Source organism: Arenibacter sp. 6A1 (assembly GCF_012272855.1).
Taxonomy (GTDB): Bacteria; Bacteroidota; Bacteroidia; order Flavobacteriales; family Flavobacteriaceae; genus Arenibacter.
Genome location: NZ_JAAXCQ010000003.1, coordinates 164,368 through 180,954 on the forward strand (window position 1 = coordinate 164,368; position 16,587 = coordinate 180,954).

The 16,587-nt window shown below is 38.5% G+C and carries 17 protein-coding genes; 10 read left to right on the top strand and 7 right to left on the bottom strand.

Going from position 1 to position 16,587, the window contains the following annotated elements; all coding sequences use genetic code 11:
• Nucleotides 1-81: 81 nt before the first annotated feature.
• The 8 genes from HCG49_RS03480 (at nt 82) to murI (ending at nt 8,228) form a co-directional block, all read left to right on the top strand.
• Nucleotides 82-738, top strand: coding sequence for a CBS domain-containing protein (locus tag HCG49_RS03480; protein WP_168468167.1), 657 nt, complete (start codon nt 82-84; stop codon nt 736-738).
• Between the two features lie 5 nt (nt 739-743).
• Entirely contained in the window at nt 744-1,625 is an 882-nt protein-coding gene (locus tag HCG49_RS03485) for an NAD kinase (protein WP_168468168.1), read from the top strand.
• Nucleotides 1,626-1,740: 115 nt separating this feature from the next.
• Entirely contained in the window at nt 1,741-2,427 is a 687-nt protein-coding gene (locus tag HCG49_RS03490; protein ID WP_168468169.1) for a DUF6089 family protein, read from the top strand.
• 7 nt (nt 2,428-2,434) lie between these two features.
• Nucleotides 2,435-3,175, top strand: coding sequence for an isoprenyl transferase (locus HCG49_RS03495; protein ID WP_168468170.1), 741 nt, complete (start codon nt 2,435-2,437; stop codon nt 3,173-3,175).
• Between the two features lie 16 nt (nt 3,176-3,191).
• A complete protein-coding gene (locus HCG49_RS03500) occupies nt 3,192-5,759 on the top strand; it encodes an outer membrane protein assembly factor (protein WP_240938622.1) in 2,568 nt (855 codons plus the stop codon).
• A gap of 101 nt (nt 5,760-5,860) precedes the next feature.
• On the top strand, nt 5,861-6,664 hold the full coding sequence (locus HCG49_RS03505; RefSeq protein ID WP_168468281.1) for an OmpH family outer membrane protein: 804 nt from the start codon (nt 5,861-5,863) through the stop codon (nt 6,662-6,664).
• A gap of 100 nt (nt 6,665-6,764) precedes the next feature.
• Nucleotides 6,765-7,274: an OmpH family outer membrane protein gene (locus HCG49_RS03510; protein ID WP_168468172.1), complete on the top strand. Its 510-nt coding sequence runs from the start codon at nt 6,765-6,767 to the stop codon at nt 7,272-7,274.
• Nucleotides 7,275-7,436: 162 nt separating this feature from the next.
• Nucleotides 7,437-8,228 (top strand): glutamate racemase, encoded by a 792-nt coding sequence (gene murI, locus HCG49_RS03515; protein ID WP_168468173.1) that lies wholly within the window; start codon nt 7,437-7,439, stop codon nt 8,226-8,228.
• Between the two features lie 361 nt (nt 8,229-8,589).
• Here the strand turns inward: murI and HCG49_RS03520 are convergent, their stop codons facing one another.
• Both HCG49_RS03520 and HCG49_RS03525 read right to left on the bottom strand, forming a co-directional pair.
• Nucleotides 8,590-9,069 (bottom strand): dihydrofolate reductase, encoded by a 480-nt coding sequence (locus HCG49_RS03520; protein ID WP_168468282.1) that lies wholly within the window; start codon nt 9,067-9,069, stop codon nt 8,590-8,592.
• 14 nt (nt 9,070-9,083) lie between these two features.
• On the bottom strand, nt 9,084-9,470 hold the full coding sequence (locus tag HCG49_RS03525; protein ID WP_168468174.1) for a 2TM domain-containing protein: 387 nt from the start codon (nt 9,468-9,470) through the stop codon (nt 9,084-9,086).
• 59 nt (nt 9,471-9,529) lie between these two features.
• Between HCG49_RS03525 and HCG49_RS03530 the strand changes: the two genes are divergently transcribed.
• Together HCG49_RS03530 and HCG49_RS03535 are read left to right on the top strand one after the other, a co-directional pair.
• On the top strand, nt 9,530-10,612 hold the full coding sequence (locus tag HCG49_RS03530) for an aminotransferase class V-fold PLP-dependent enzyme (protein WP_168468175.1): 1,083 nt from the start codon (nt 9,530-9,532) through the stop codon (nt 10,610-10,612).
• Nucleotides 10,613-10,763: 151 nt separating this feature from the next.
• Nucleotides 10,764-11,060 (top strand): isoamylase early set domain-containing protein, encoded by a 297-nt coding sequence (locus HCG49_RS03535; RefSeq protein ID WP_168468176.1) that lies wholly within the window; start codon nt 10,764-10,766, stop codon nt 11,058-11,060.
• A gap of 92 nt (nt 11,061-11,152) precedes the next feature.
• On the opposite strand, the gene egtD is transcribed toward HCG49_RS03535, so the two are convergent.
• From egtD to HCG49_RS03560, 5 genes are all read right to left on the bottom strand, one after another.
• The gene (egtD, locus tag HCG49_RS03540; RefSeq protein WP_168468177.1) at nt 11,153-12,124 is read right to left on the bottom strand and encodes an L-histidine N(alpha)-methyltransferase; all 972 of its coding nucleotides are present in this window, start codon (nt 12,122-12,124) and stop codon (nt 11,153-11,155) included.
• A 16-nt stretch (nt 12,125-12,140) separates the two neighbouring features.
• Nucleotides 12,141-13,301, bottom strand: a complete 1,161-nt coding sequence (gene egtB / locus HCG49_RS03545) for an ergothioneine biosynthesis protein EgtB (protein WP_168468178.1) — start codon at nt 13,299-13,301, stop codon at nt 12,141-12,143.
• A gap of 128 nt (nt 13,302-13,429) precedes the next feature.
• Nucleotides 13,430-14,254: a thymidylate synthase gene (locus HCG49_RS03550; RefSeq protein WP_168468179.1), complete on the bottom strand. Its 825-nt coding sequence runs from the start codon at nt 14,252-14,254 to the stop codon at nt 13,430-13,432.
• Nucleotides 14,255-14,427: 173 nt separating this feature from the next.
• The gene (locus tag HCG49_RS03555) at nt 14,428-15,885 is read right to left on the bottom strand and encodes a NupC/NupG family nucleoside CNT transporter (protein WP_168468180.1); all 1,458 of its coding nucleotides are present in this window, start codon (nt 15,883-15,885) and stop codon (nt 14,428-14,430) included.
• Between the two features lie 24 nt (nt 15,886-15,909).
• Nucleotides 15,910-16,539: a bifunctional nuclease family protein gene (locus HCG49_RS03560; RefSeq protein WP_168468181.1), complete on the bottom strand. Its 630-nt coding sequence runs from the start codon at nt 16,537-16,539 to the stop codon at nt 15,910-15,912.
• Nucleotides 16,540-16,587 lie beyond the last annotated feature (48 nt).

A 16,587-nucleotide genomic window follows, 5' to 3' on the forward strand; every position in this document is an offset into this window, starting at 1 on the left:
TTGGATGTTTAAAAAGCAAAAATACGAATTAGGCATGCCTTTTGATATTTTTAATTAGTAATTTGCGTTATATATAAGGAGATGGACATTCAAAACAACATATTAACCACTATACCCGTGTTTAAAGTAGGGGATGCTTTAAAGGAAGTAGCCGACTTCTTTAAGAAGGGCGACTATTCCCATATTGCAGTTGTCGAAAACGGGGTGTTTTTAGGTGTCTTGGCAGAAAACGATTTGGAGAGTTTTGATGTTTCTAAAAAAATTGAGGATATCCGATATCATTTGGAAAAGTTTTTTGTCTTAAGGGACTCCTCATGGTTAGATGTATTGGAGGTATTTTCTAAAAATGATGCCAATCTAATGCCTATTTTAGATCAGAAAAGTGTGGTCATCGGTTATTATGATTTGAAAGATGTTGTTGATCGGTTTATGGATACCCCTTTCTTTACCGAGCCCGGTGGTATACTGGTCTTGGCGAAAGGAGTTCATGATTATTCATTTAGCGAAATTGCCCAGATTGCCGAAAGCAATAATGCCAAACTTATAGGAGGGTTTATCTCAGATATTCGCAACGATGTCATAGAGATAACCATAAAAATAGGAACTACTAATCTTAATGAAATTATCCAGTCTTTTAGACGATATAATTACACCATTATTTTCGGAAATGACGATGATCAGTTTATGGAAGAATTAAAACAAAGGTCAGATTATTTGGATAAATACCTAAACGTTTAATTTATATGAAAGTTGCCATTTTTGGACTAACTTACCAAGATAATGCATTGGAATATGTAATAGAGCTCCTAGAAGAGCTGTCCAAAGAAAATGCAGAAGTCTATTTTGAAGAAGATTTTTATAAGCTTATAAGTACTAAAAGAAAAGTAAACGGTTTTAAGACCTTTACTGAAAAAGAAGGTTTGGATGCCAGTTTTGACATGTTTGTCAGTTTTGGGGGCGATGGAACAATTTTAAGGGCTACTACCTATGTACGGGATTTAGGGATTCCTATCGTAGGGGTAAATACCGGAAGGTTGGGTTTTTTGTCGACCTTTAAGAAAGAAGATGTTCGTAAGGTGGTTACGGAGTTTGTTTCTGGAGATTATCACATTGTAGAAAGAAGTCTGGTAGAGGTGAGTCAGGAATCTGATATTCCCGAATTTAAAACCTTAAATTTTGCTCTGAACGAAATTACCGTTAGCAGAAAGGATACCACCTCTATGATTACCGTAGAAACCTATTTGAATAATGAGTACTTAACTTCTTATTGGGCAGACGGTCTTATTGTATCCACTCCAACGGGGTCTACAGGCTATTCCCTGAGTTGTGGGGGACCCGTAGTTGCACCCATGGCAAAATCCTTGATATTAACACCTATAGCGCCACACAATCTAAATGCCCGACCCTTGGTGATATCGGACGAAACCGTCATACGGTTAACGGTATCCGGAAGGGAAGAGTATCATTTAGTATCCTTGGATTCTAGGATTGCAACTGTTAAAAACGGAAAAGAGATTGTTGTTAGAAAGGCGCCTTTTACCATTAAATTGATTGAGTATACTTCGGAGAGTTTCCTGAAAACCCTTCGGAATAAATTATTGTGGGGAGAAGATAGGCGGAATTGATTTTTCCTGCCAAACAATAAAAAAAGGGAAAATAGGGTTATCTGTTCATAACAAGGATATAATTAAATAGTAGTCTAAGTACTGAATTTCTTATATTTGCAAACTTTTGGAACAAATGAGATTATTTTTTGCGGCCATTTTTGTGTTCTTTTTAGGGGAAGTCAATGGGCAGACATATGAGGTGGGGATATTTGCCGGCGGCGCCAATAATATTGGCGATGTGGGCAGGTCTACTTATATCATGCCTTCTGGTCCTGCCTTCGGGGGACTTTTTAAATGGAATAAAAGTAAGCGCTATGCGTGGCGGGCCAGTGTTATCTACGGTGAATTTACCGCCGATGATAACAAATCCAATAATACGGCTCGTCAATCAAGAGGTTTTGTGATAAAAAATGATATCCTAGAAGCATCGGCGGGACTCGAATTTAATTTTGTAGACTATAACCTGCATAAGTTTGGACCCGCATTTACCCCTTATCTTTATACGGGAGTTACTTATTTTAGGTATGGATACATGCGTTTTAACAATAATGTATTGCAGGATGATGGGCAGAAAGAAGGGGCATTTGCGATTCCTATGACCCTAGGGGCTAAGTTGCGTCTTAACCAGTTTTTGGTCCTAGGAGCCGAAATTGGAGCCCGATATACCTTTACCGATAACCTGGACGGGAGTAACCCTGAAGGGTCTAATTATGAAGAGTTTAAATTTGGAAATATTTTTAGTGATGATTGGTATGTTTTCTCGGGGCTTACTTTAACGTATACCTTCGGAAGAAAACCTTGTCAAGATTGCTTCCAGTAATACATATATGAATACTATAGAAGAACTTAACATTGAAAAATTGCCAGAGCACATTGCTATAATAATGGATGGTAATGGACGATGGGCTAAACAAAAAGGAAAGCTAAGGGTTTTTGGGCATGAACAAGGCGTAAAAACAGTGCGAAGCACCGTGGAAAGTTCTGCGAAAATCGGTATTAAGTACCTCACTTTATACACCTTTTCTACCGAAAATTGGAACCGCCCCAAGCTTGAAGTAGAAACTTTAATGCGCATATTGGTGTCCTCCCTTAAAAAGGAACTCATTACCCTAAACAAAAACAATATTCGTTTAAATACCATTGGCGATATTGCCTCTTTACCTAAAAGAGCCCATAAAGAATTGTTGGATGTCATGGCTAAAACTAGCCAAAATACGGGAATGACTTTAACTTTGGCACTAAGTTATGGCGCTAGGGAAGAGCTTAAAAACGCTGTGAAGCAGATCAGTCTCAAAGTTAAAAATAATATAATTTCTCCCGAGAATATTGACGAAACCATTATAAATAACCATCTTTACACGCATGATTTGCCCGATGTGGACCTACTTATTCGTACCAGTGGGGAGCACAGAATAAGTAATTTTTTACTTTGGCAGATTGCGTATGCCGAATTATATTTTATTGATGTATTTTGGCCCGACTTTACCGAGCAACATTTAATACTAGCCATTAAGAACTACCAGAACAGAGAACGAAGATTTGGAAAAACAAGCGAACAACTCACCTAGAGATATGAAAAGATTCATGTCACTTCACCTTCTAACAGCATTTTTATTCTTTTTATTTACCGCCGGTGTCACCGCACAGGAAACCTCGTATGAGGACGGTAAAAAGTATATCCTAGGAGGCCTGGAGGTAACCGGACTACAAAGTTATAACGAACAAACGGTAAAAACGTATACAGAACTCCGAGTAGGACAACCTATCACGATTCCAAGCGATCAAATCAGTGCCGTAATTAATAAATTATGGGGTCTAGAGCTTTTTACAGACATCACCTTTTATGTGACCAAAATAGAAGGCGATAATATTTTTCTTGAACTAAATATCATAGAAAGACCTACACTTTCTAACGTAACCGTATACGGGGAAAAGAAAAATAAAATCAATGAAATCCTTAAAGATACCGACCTTAAAAAAGGAAAGAAGATTACCGAGAGTTTAATCGCTAATTCTAAAAATTACCTTCAAAACAAATACAAAAAGAAGGGGTACTTAAATGTTAAGGTTAATATTGCTACCGCCAAAGATACTGTAGGAGACAATACCCAAAGTATGGTGGTTAATATTAAAAAAGGGGAAAAGGTAAAAATTAACGATATTATTTTTGAAGGGAATGATAAGTTGTCGGACAAGACCTTGGCAAAAGCCCTGAAAAAGACCAAGAAAAAGAAGTTTTACCGTTTCTGGAAAAAATCTAAATACATCGAAGAGGACTATAAGGAAGATTTGGTGTCCTTGGTCGATAGATATGCCGAAAAAGGATTTAGGGATGCCCGTGTTATTTCTGATACCTTTGTCAAGGTAGGAGACGATCTTATCGATTTGAAGATAAAGGTCGAGGAAGGAAATAAATATTATTTCGGGGATATAGATTTTGTTGGGAATACTGTATATACAGATCGTCAGTTGGGGCAGGTCTTAGGTGTTAAAAAAGGAGATACCTATAATGGCGTACTATTGCGTAAGCGTATTGCAGACGATAGCAAGCCCGATGGGGAAGATTTAACCAACCTATACCAAAACAACGGGTATATGTTTTCTAGTATCAATCCGGTAGAAATTTCTGCAGAAAACGATACTATAAATTTTGAAGTAAGGATCATAGAAGGTAAGGAAACCTTTTTAGACCATATCACGGTAACGGGGAACGATAAAACCAACGACCACGTAATTTTTAGAGAGTTAAGAACAAGACCAGGTCAGCGTTATAATAAATCTGATATTATTAGAAGTATAAGGGAATTGGGACAGTTAGGATTTTTTGATGCGGAACAGATCGTTCCTAAAATTGAAAATCCAGATGCCAACGCAGGTACTGTAGATATCGGGTATAGCCTTGTAGAATCTGGCTCTAGCCAAATAGAACTTCAAGGAGGTTATGGCGGAGGAGGTTTCATAGGAACGCTTGGACTTTCATTTAGCAATTTCTCAATTAAAAACTTGTTCAATGGAGAGGCTTATAAACCGGTGCCTATGGGCGATGGGCAAACTTTTGCCTTGCGTTTACAAGCTAGTAGAACTTATAGAGTATATAGCCTTAACTTTTCGGAACCATGGTTGGGCGGTAAAAAACCGGTAAGGTTTAATATGTCATTGTCTAGAACCCAACAGTTTTACTATAACCCATATGTAAGCCGTAAGCCAGACAAAAGCAAGCAGTTTTCTATTACTGGTCTTTCGGTAGGATTGGCAAAAAGAGTTCAATGGCCCGATGATTTCTTTACCGTATCACATTCGCTAGGGTATCAGTTGTACGATTTCCAAGATTATAACATCGGCTTATTTAATTTTGGGAACGGGAAATCCAATTCCCTTGCCTATACCTTTGGACTATCTAGAAATGCTACAGGAGGTGGACGTATCTTCCCAAGAAGTGGGTCTAACTTTGAACTGACAGCAAAATTCACTCCTCCTTATTCGTTGTTTAACGGAAAGGATTATAAAAAATTAAATGCCGAATTTGATCAGGCAATTGAAGATCGTGATGCTAAAGAAGTAGAGCGTATAGATCAAGAACGTTTTAAATGGTTAGAATTCTATAAAGTAAATTTCAAAGGAGATTGGTATACAACCTTGATCGATAAGTTAGTGTTGAGAACCAATGCAGAATTTGGATTCTTGGGAAGCTATGACCAAGAGGTAGGGAAAGTTCCTTTTGAGCGTTTTTATGTAGGTGGTGATGGTTTAGGAACCTATACTATGGACGGTAGAGATGTTGTTCAGTTGAGAGGATATGAGAACCAGTCATTGACACCTTATAGTGTAGACCGAATGACAGGCGGACAGTCGCAGGACGGTGGTGTAGTGTACAATAAGTTCTCGCTAGAATTAAGATATCCATTAACCCTTAAGCCTTCTGCCTCTATTTACGGACTTGCGTTCTTGGAGGGTGGTAATGCCTTTAACAATTTTCACGATTTTAATCCGTTTGAGATAAAAAGATCGGCCGGAGTTGGACTGCGTATATTTATGCCTGCATTTGGATTATTGGGAATTGATTTTGGATATGGATTCGATCAAGATTACAATCCAAATTCTGCAGGACCTAGTGGTTGGCAAACGCATTTTATCATAGGGCAACAGTTTTAAGCCTTAATGTCCAGGCAAATTAAGCTTTTACTGTTGATTCTATAATAATTGGTTATTTTGGCACGATATTTTCTATAGTATAAAAAGAAAATAAAATGAAAATAAAAGCACAAGTACTTGTTCTCCTAGTCGTAACTATGTATGCAACCTCCGCTTTCGCGCAGAGAGGGGTAAGGATAGGTTATGTAGATATGGAATACATACTAGAGAATGTAGAGGAATACAGGGAGGCCAATGTGCAATTGGCAAATAAAGTGCAAAGATGGAAACTCGAAATAGAGCAGGAAAAGGCGGTCATAGACCAGATGAAGAAAGAGTTAGTGGCAGAGAAAGTGCTATTGACTGAGGAGCTGATAACCGAAAGGGAAGAAGAGATTCAGATCTTAGAAAGAGAAATGTTGGAGTACCAACAAGCTAGGTTTGGGCCTGAAGGCGATTTGGTATTGCAAAAAAGAAGGTTGATACAGCCAATTCAAGATCAGGTCTTTAATGAAGTACAGCAGTTAGGTGCCAATAAAAATTATGATTTTATTTTTGATAAATCGGCAGATGTTGTAATGTTGTATTCCGAACAAAGGCACGATTTAAGCGATCTGGTGTTAAGAGGGATTGCTAGAACAAGGAAAATTAGCGCCCCAAATAAAAAGGAGGTTCCTAAAAGTAGGCTAGATCGGTTCGAGGAGGAAGACGCTAACGAGGCGCTTCAAGAAAGACAAGAAAAGGCACAACAAGCAGAAGACGCAAGAGCAAAAGCGGCAGAAGCGAGGCGCGAAGAACAATTGAAACTCCGAGAAGACCGTAAAAAGGCCTACGAGGAAAGAAGAAAGAAGTTGCTAGAAGAGCGGGAAGCTAAAAGAAAAGAAGCGGAAAAAAAACGCACCAAGAAAGACGGAGAGGAAGACTAAAAAAGTATAATAAGAGTATAGAACAAGGATAACCATTTTTCAAATCAAATAACTAAATCATTAAAATCAACACGCAAAAATTAATTAATTTATTAAAATCATGAAACAAATTAAGAAGATAGCAGTAGCCCTAGTTTTGTTCGTAGCAGCTAGTAGTTTTGTAAATGCTCAAGCCAAAATAGCACACATAGACGTACAAAAATTATTGTCCGAAATGCCCGAGATGAAGGCTGCCGAAGCAGAATTGAAAAAATTGCAGGAAACGTACAGAGCAGACATCGAAGGGTCTATGACCGAGCTTAGAAATAAGTACACACAATACTCTAACGAGTCTTCTGCAAAATCTAAGGAAGAAAACGAAAAAAGAGCATTGGAATTACAAGGCTTTGAAAAAAACATTGGTGAGGCACAACAAAAAGCTCAAATGGATCTGCAACAAAAACAAGCAGAATTAATGGGGCCTATCACAGAGAAAGCTAAAAAAGCTATCGAGGATGTTGCCGCTGCTCAAGGAATTGATTACGTAATGGATGCTACTCAAGGTAGTGGTCTTATCGTAGCAAAGGGTAAGGATATCTTACCAGCTGTAAAAAAACAATTAGGTTTCTAATCTAATCGAAAAAAAATAAGAAAAGCCATACATTTGTATGGCTTTTTTTATGTCTTGTATTTTGGAAAACCGATACATCGGCGTGCTTAAAAGTGTTTTTTTTTACTAGGGTTAACTACTATTTTTTAGCTAACTTTAAATCCTACTTTAGATAATTTTAGCATGCGTAATAGTCCCATTGGTATTTTTGATTCGGGTATTGGAGGAACTTCTATTTGGAGGGAAATTAACAGGCTCTTGCCTAAGGAGTCTACCATTTATTTGGCCGATAGCAAGAATGCTCCTTACGGCGAAAAGACCCAGGCCCAAATATTGGAACTGAGTATTAAGAATGTCGAGTTCCTAATTAATAAGGGGTGTAAACTTATTGTGGTGGCCTGTAATACGGCAACGACAAACGCTATAAAAGAAATTAGGGCAACCTATAGCATACCCATTATTGGGATTGAGCCGGCCATTAAACCAGCGGCATTGCACACTAAGAGCAAAACGGTAGGGGTTTTGGCCACCAAAGGGACTCTTTCCAGCGCTTTGTTTAACAGCACCTCAGAATTGCATGCCAACGGTATAAAAGTCTTGGAGCAAGAAGGTACGGGCTTGGTGGCCCTTATCGAGGAGGGAAAGTTGTATTCGGAGCAGACCAGGGAATTGCTGCAACGGTATTTGCAACCGATGCTTAAAGAAGGTATAGATCAGTTGGTGCTGGGCTGTACACACTACCCGTATCTAATTCCCCTATTAAAGGATATCTTGCCGGATGAAGTGGAAATTATCGATTCCGGAGATGGGGTCGCGCGTAGAACCGTGGCCGTTCTAGAGCAACATCAACTAAAGGTCGATGCTTCCAAAACAACGGTAGAACATCAATTCTATACCAATATAAATCCAGAAGTGCTCAAGGCCTTTCTAAGCGATGTAAATGTGTGTCATAGGGTAGATTATTTAGACTTTTAAAATAATACGGGTACCATAAGCGGCGCACTGCAACGTGCTTTTGTACCAAAGTATGCTTATGTATTCTTATATGGGCCCTGTCTCACAAGTTTACGGACATCCTATTTAATTCGTATTATGTCCAAATTCTTATAGTTAGTGGTCTTATAATTAGGGCGTTCCCTCCTACGTCGGGCGGGCCCTTGGCTATATCCCTTGCGTTGCTGCGGGGATGCCGCCGCGGTCCCTAACGCAAAAAAAAAATCAGGCTATGGATGGCTACAAGTACTACTAAATAAAGAATTAGGAGGCAGTAAGAACTGTCATATTAACAAGTCAAAGTACTGTCTTTACCTCTTAAAAACTAAATGATTAATGGAGTTTAGGCTCTTTCGTAGGTTAAATAGCTAAAATCGTATTGATGTCGGTCGTCCTTTGGATGATACTCCTCTGCTAGGAGTTTCCACTCAGAAGTATTGATTTCAGGAAAATAGGCGTCCGCTTCAAAGGATGCATGTACCCTAGTAAGTTCTAATTTTGTAGCGTGCTCTAAGGCTAGTTTATAAATTTCGCCTCCACCGATAATAAACGCCAAAGCTTCTTCTTTTACCAATTTCAAACCTTCTTCCAAAGAATGTACTACTGTGCAATCGTCGTAAGGAACCTGGTAGTTTTTATCCCTGGTGATAATGATATGGTGCCTATTGGGCAATGGTCTAGGGAAGCTTTCAAAGGTTTTTCGGCCCATAATGATCTTGTGGCCTGAAGTGATTTTTTTAAAGCGTTTAAAATCGTCCGGTAGATGCCAAAGAAGATCATTGTTTAATCCTAAAGCGTTGTTCTCAGCAGCTGCTGCAATCATGGTTAAGGTCTGCACTATTCTTTTTTTTTATTGATCATGGAATCTGGAAACTCGGTTTCTATTTCCTTTTGCATTGCTGCAATTCGTTGTTGCTGTTTTAAAACTAATTTTTCGCGTTGGCGACGTTCCCAGTGTTGGTCCATAAATTTATGGGTCACAAACACATTAAAGACATGTAAGGCAATGATAAAAGTCCATAAGGTAATGGCCCAGATATACCAATCGTACTGAATACCGTACTTTAGTATTTTGTTGATTATGACAAAAAAGACGCTGCCGATCAAATACATAACAAAGTGATTGTACAGGCGTTTTTTCTGCAACATCCTAGCTTGGGCATATTCCAATTGCTCATGCTGCTCAATAGCTATTTTCGAATTTTTTTTGTTTTTGAGGAACATCCTTATATGTATCTTTATGGCAAAGATATCATAAAATCAAAATTCTTATCACTAAGGATATGCAAAAGATTATAAAACAATTTCCGGTCTTAGGCCAAAATATTTATGCCGATACCGCCGCTTCTGGATTGCTCTATGATGGACTATTGGATTGGAGGCAAGAACACGACTTCGATTTTTTAATCGGGGGTAGTAAAATGAGAAAGACATCCTATGAGTTGCTTTCCCAGACCAAAGATACCCTCGGTACCTTTTTTGGATGTAAGGCGGAAAATGTAGCCTTGGTGCCCAATTTTTCTATGGGCCTAAATTTGCTGTTAGAGGGCATGCCTAAAACGGTGAATGTATTGTTGTTGGAAGATGATTACCCTTCGCTTAATTGGCCATTTGAAAGTAGAATGGACAATGTTTCTTTTGTAAAAATTAATGAAGACCTCGAAGAACGGATTCTTGCAAAAATAAAATCCGATCATATTAACGTGTTGGCCCTTAGTTTAGTACAATGGTTAAACGGGGTGAAGGTTGATTTAGATTTTTTAAAATCTCTAAAAAATGATTTTCCTGAGCTGTTGATTATCGCCGATGGGACTCAGTTCTGTGGTACCCAACAGTTTAATTTCGATACATCGGGGATCGATGTCCTAGGAGCTAGTGGTTATAAATGGCTGTTGGGAGGCTATGGCAATGGATTTATGATGTTTAAAGAAGGGGTTAGCGCTAAATTCTCATGTAAATCTACCGGGTTTTATTCGGCAAACCATGGCTTTGAGCGCAAGGAGCAAATTAGCTTTGTCAAACAATTTGAACCGGGACATTTGGATACCTTTAATTTTGGAAGTTTAAATTATTCCCTAAAGTTTCTTACTGAGATAGGGCTAGATAAGGTGTATGGGCAAATAGAAAAACTTACACAAAAGGCAAAGGAAGAGTTTGCCGAAGCAGGCTTGCTAGAGGAGGCGGTTATAAAAAGAAAGGAGCATAGCAGTATTTTTAAAATCAAGGATACAGGTAAATTATGGGACAAATTGAATAATAATGAAGTGGTTTGTTCGCAACGCGGCGATGGGATTAGGTTGAGTTTTCATTTTTATAACACCGAAAAGGAGATCGAAAAGGTTGTAAGAATTATAAAATCTAAATAGAGAATTTTGCCTACATCGAAATATAGAGGTATTTAAATGACATTATCAGTTAATTATGTGTTAATTATTATGATTTTCACAAAAGTCATATGATTCATTGGCAATGAGGGGTTTAAATTTGTATTTTTAGTGTCTATAAAAACTATGGATTATGGCGATTACAAAACAATATTTAAAGAGCAAACCAATTTGTAAGGTAACCTTTACTGTTCCGGGAGAGGGAGTCAAAGAGGTTGCTGTAGTTGGTGATTTCAATAATTGGAGTGCTACAGGAAGTGCCTTGAAAAAATTGAAAAACGGAACTTTTAAGGGCACCTTTAATTTGCCAAAGGAAAAAACATATGAATTTAAATATTTAGTAGATGGTGATTTTGTCAATGAAACAGAGGCCGACCGTTTACAGTGGAACGATTATGCCGGTACGGAAAATTCCGTGTTGGAATTATAAGAAGCCTAATTTGCTGTTATTGAAATAAAAAAACAATAACAGCAAATATTTTTTTTTGCTTCTTAAAGCAAAAAAGAGGGCAAGGTGTGGGCTTATTTTTTTATAAGTACATAATTTTCAAAGTAACCTTGCTTGTCTCCAAATTTGGATACTATTTTTAATCCGGCTTCTTCCAAAAGCCGTTGGATCATCTCATGGTCGTATTTTTGGGAGATTTCTGTATGTATGGTTTCCCATGCCTTAAAATGAACCTGTAAGTTTATCGCTGCTATGGTTACTTGCTGTGGCTTTAGGGAAACCAAATAACTCTTTGCGGTTCCTGTCTCGGGATCATATACTTCCCAGTGCTTAAAATTTTCTATATTAAAATTGCCTTGTAATTCAGTGTTGATGCGTTGTAAGATATTCATATTAAAGGACGCAGTAATCCCGCTTTTGTCATTATACGCATCTAAAATAAGTTGTGGATTTTTTTTTAGATCGCAACCAAGGAATAGAATATCGTTTTTATGCATTAAACTATTTATTCTTTTTAAAAAGCGAATGGCTTGGGGAAACAACATGTTGCCGATATTTGATCCTAAAAAAAGAATGATATTTTTATTGTTTTTGTTGAAGGCTACCGTTTCAAGCGCTTCAATATAACTTCCGCATTTTGGGGCAACATGGATATTAGGAAATTCCTCGGCCAAGGACGATTCTAGTTGTTTTAGTGCATTTTCGCTCAGATCTATGGGTAGGTAATTAAAGTTGGCTTTAATGTTGTTTAAATGGGCTAGTAGTATCTTGGTTTTCTTGCCATCGCCCGCCCCAAGCTCTATTAGGTTAAAAGAAGGGGTGTTCTCTGCAAAAAGAACGCAGATTTTTTCCTTGTTTTCCTGTACAATGCTGAATTCTGAATTGGTTAAATAATATTCTGGAAGGTTCATTATTGCCTGAAAAATCTTGTCCCCATTGGCATCGTAAAAGTATTTGGAAGAGAGGTGTTTTGGAAAAGCGGTAAGACCATTATAAACATCTTGTTTAAAAGGAGTGTCCAAAGGAGGGTTTATGCTGTTTTCCATAAGAATAAAGTAAGGTTTATTTAGCCAAGCGTATACCGGTGAATTGCCATCTCGCCGTAGGGCCAAAAAAATTCCGGTAAGTGGTTCTTGCATGTTTTGGAGGAGTTGCGATAGAGCTTCCTCTTAAAACTTTTTGGTTGACCATAAACTTACCATTGTATTCCCCTAGGGCACCACTGGCTTTTTTGTAATGAGGGTACGGTAAATAGGCACTTTCGGTCCATTCCCATCGCTGGCCCCATTCAAATTGTTTTTCGGCAATTTCCCATTCAAATTCAGTAGGTAAACGGCATCCTTTCCATTGGGCGTAGGCGTAGGCTTCATAATAGGAAATATGGGTCACGTAGGCTTTAGAAGCTAATGGCTGTAAGCCGTTTAAAGTGTATTGATACCATTTATGATCTATATAATGCCAGTAAAGCGGTGCTTGTAACTGGTTTTGGGTCAGCCAATCCCACCCATCGGCATGCCAAAATTGAAAATCCTGGTATCCGCCAGCATTCATAAACTGTAAATAGTCTTCGTTGGTTACTAAAAGATTGGATATTTGATAGGGGTTGAGATATACCTTGTGTTTTCCGAGTTCGTTATCATAACAGAAGGTGTCCGATTGATGGCCAATAGTATAAATACCTTCTGATACAGAAAGCCATTGATGGCTAATTTGGCACGGGCTGTTTTCGGAATGAGTCTCCGAATAAACCGGGAGTAACGGATTGTTGCCTAGAATAAACTTTATATCTGTTAGCAATAATTCTTGATGCTGCTTTTCGTGGTGGATTCCTATTTCTACCAAATCGTATAATTCTTTTGAAGAAGATTTTTCTAAAAGAGAGGTCATTTGCTCGGTGACGTAAGTCCTGTATTCGATTACTTTTTTTACGGTAGGTCTAGAGAGGTTTCCTCGATCTGTTCGGAGCACTCTTTTTCCTACTGTTTCGTAATAACTATTAAAAACATATGAAAAATTAGGATCAAAAACCTGATAATCGGGTAAATATTTGGCGAGGATAAACTCCTCAAAAAACCATGTAGTATGGCCTAAATGCCATTTTGGCGGAGAAACGTCACTAATTGGTTGTACCACATAATCCTCTGCCTCCAAAGGAAGGCAAAGGTTTTCGGTGTGTTTTCTGGTATCCAGGAAGAAATCCAATATTTCAGCGACAACAACCATACTATATTCTTTATGCTATACAAGATAAAAAATATAATGCACACTTTTAGAATCCCATACGCCAAGTATTGGGTGCTTGAAGGAATTTAATAAGTATATGACTATCAATAAAATAGGTCAAAGATCTATTATATAGCTACTGCTGCTTTTATATGTGGGTATGGTTCGTAGTCTTCCAGGGTGAAATCTTCGAACTTAAAGTCGAATATATCTTTAACCTCGGGGTTTAGGATCATTTTAGGCATTGCTTTTGGAGTTCTACTCAGTTGCAGTGCTACTTGGTCAAAATGGTTGTTGTAGATATGGGCATCACCAAAGGTATGAATAAACTCTCCTGGTTCGTATCCGCAAACCTGTGCTATCATTAATGTAAATAGGGCATAGGAGGCAATATTAAAAGGAACTCCAAGGAAAATATCGGCACTGCGCTGATATAGCTGACAAGACAACTTGCCGTCGGCTACATAAAACTGAAAAAAGGCATGGCATGGGGGTAAGGCCGCCTTGCCGTTGGCTACATTTTCTGAAAAAGAAAGAGAGGTATCGGGCAATACGCTCGGATTCCATGCAGAAACCAACATCCGTCTACTGTTAGGATTCGTTTTAAGGGTTTCTATCACTTCTTTTATTTGGTCTACTTCATCATTGTTCCAGTTGCGCCATTGATGACCATATACCGGGCCTAAATCGCCTTGTTCATCGGCCCATTCGTTCCAAATACGAACGCCGTTTTCTTGTAGATAACCAATATTGGTGTCTCCTTTTAAAAACCAAAGCAATTCGTGAACAATAGATTTTAAATGTAGTTTTTTGGTAGTAACCATGGGAAACCCATCTGCTAGATTAAATCGCATTTGGTAGCCAAAAACACTTTTGGTACCCGTACCAGTTCTATCGCCCTTCTGAACTCCGTTTTCTAATACGTGCTTTAATAAATCGTGGTATTGCTTCATGGTTTTCTACTACTAAGGATTGCTACAAAATAAAGGTAATATACGGCTTCAATTTAGAGGCTCAAAATAAAGGCAAAGATAAAAAGCTCTTTTTACTTAAGGTGGGTTTATGGTTAAAATTCCATAAAATTTAACGATAGGTGTAAAAGGAAAGCTTGTGCGACTCTAAGGGCTTATCCTAGGATCATTCCAGCTATGGCAGCCGAGAGAAGCGAGGCTATCGTACCGCCGAGAACAGCCTTCATTCCAAATTCAGACAAGGTCTTGCGTTGTCCGGGGGCCAAAGAACCTATTCCGCCAATTTGGATGCCAATAGAGGCAAAATTGGCAAAGCCGCAAAGCATATAAGTGGCCATGATGACCGATTTGTTATAGGTGAAATGGGTGGCGCTGGCCATGTTTTTTAATTCTGCTAATTGAATATAGCCTATAAACTCACTGGCGGCCAATTTAATTCCCAAAAGTTGCCCCATCAGCATGACGTCAACGGAATCGACTCCAATAAGCCACATTAAGGGAGCAAATAGAGTGCCTAGGATGGCTTCTAAAGAAAAGGAGTCATAAGGGGTGTTGGTGGCGATCCAAGGATTTAAAGAGGTAATATCGCCGGTCCAATTCAATATGCCGTTGAGCATGGCAATAAAAGCCACGAAAACCAAAAGCATGGCCCCCACGTTTACGGCAAGTTTTAATCCTTCAGTAGTTCCGTTAGAAATCGCATCCAATATATTAGCTCCTATTTTCTCGGTAGAAACCTGGACATCAGTATTTATTTTTTCGGTCTGGGGATAAAGGATTTTTGATATTACAATAGCGCCAGGAGCCGCCATTACCGAAGCAGCCAAAAGGTGCTTGGCAAATTGTAGGCGCAATACTTCATCGTCTCCACCTAAGAATCCAATATAGGCCGCTAGAACAGCACCCGCAACCGTCGCCATTCCCCCGATCATGACCAATAGTATTTCTGATTTGCTCATTTTCTCTAAATAAGCTTTGATCAGCAGGGGAGCCTCTGTTTGCCCTAAGAAAATATTCCCGGCAACACTTAAGCTTTCTGCCCCTGAAATACCGAGCGATTTAGATAATAACCACGCTAGGGCTTTGACTACTTTTTGGATAATCCCCAGATAAAATAATAATGAGGTTAAGGCCGAAAAGAATATGATGGTAGGAAGAACTTGAAAGGCAAAAATAAAACCGAAAGTATCCATGTCAACAACCAATCCTTCGAATAAAAATTTACTTCCTGCTCTGGTGAAATCCAATACGCTGACAAAAAGTTTGCCGCCAAATTCAAATATTTTAGAGACAAAACTCAAATCAAACCGATAGCCAAAGGCGTTAAAGCCAATTTGGTTCCCAATTAATATGCATATGGCTAAGAGAAGCTGAATGAAAACCCCAATACCGACAGTTCTCCAATTAATTGCTTTTTTATTGGCACTAAAGAGGTAGGAGATAAATAACAATGCTACCATACCTAGAATCCCTCTTCCAATACTGTAAAAAGAAACCCCTTGATTGGGGATTATTTCGGAAGAACCGCTGAGGGGGGTAGCACTAATGTCTTGAGCTACGGATGGGAATGCAATAAAAAATAAAACTAAAAGGATCCAAAGCTTATTTCTCATCCAGTAAATCTTAAAATGAAGGGGTTATTTGCGTTTAGAAATTTCGTCTCTAAGTTTAGCTGCTTTTTCGTAGTCTTCGCTAGCGACAGCCTTATCCAATTCGGAATGAAGCTCATCTAAACTCAGCTCTTGGTAACTTTCTGAGCTCTGAGAAGAAATTTCTACAGTTTCTCCTTCTTGCAATATTTCGTTTACCATAATACTGTCGTCGGAATCTTCTTTTTCCTTTTCTTTTGAAGAGAATTTAAGAAATATTCCGGCTTTATCCAATATGGTTCTATACGTAAATATAGGGGCATTAAATCTTAGGGCCAAAGCGATAGCATCGCTGGTTCTGGCATCTATGATCTCCTCAATCTTATCCCGTTCGCAAATAATACTGGAGTAAAAAACACCATCGACTAATTTATGGATAATTACCTGCTTGACTGAAATGTCGAATCGCTCGGCAAAATTTTTAAAAAGATCATGGGTAAGGGGTCGAGGGGGCTTGATTTCCTTTTCCAAGGCAATTGCAATCGATTGTGCTTCGAAAGCACCAATAACGATAGGCAATTTACGATCCCCATCAACTTCATTCAATATAAGGGCATATGCGCCATTTTGCGTTTGGCTATAGGATATCCCTTTTATTTTTAATCTAACTAAACTCATAGTAAATAACTAAAAAAGGCTGTTCAAAGCACTCGAAGGACCAAGTTG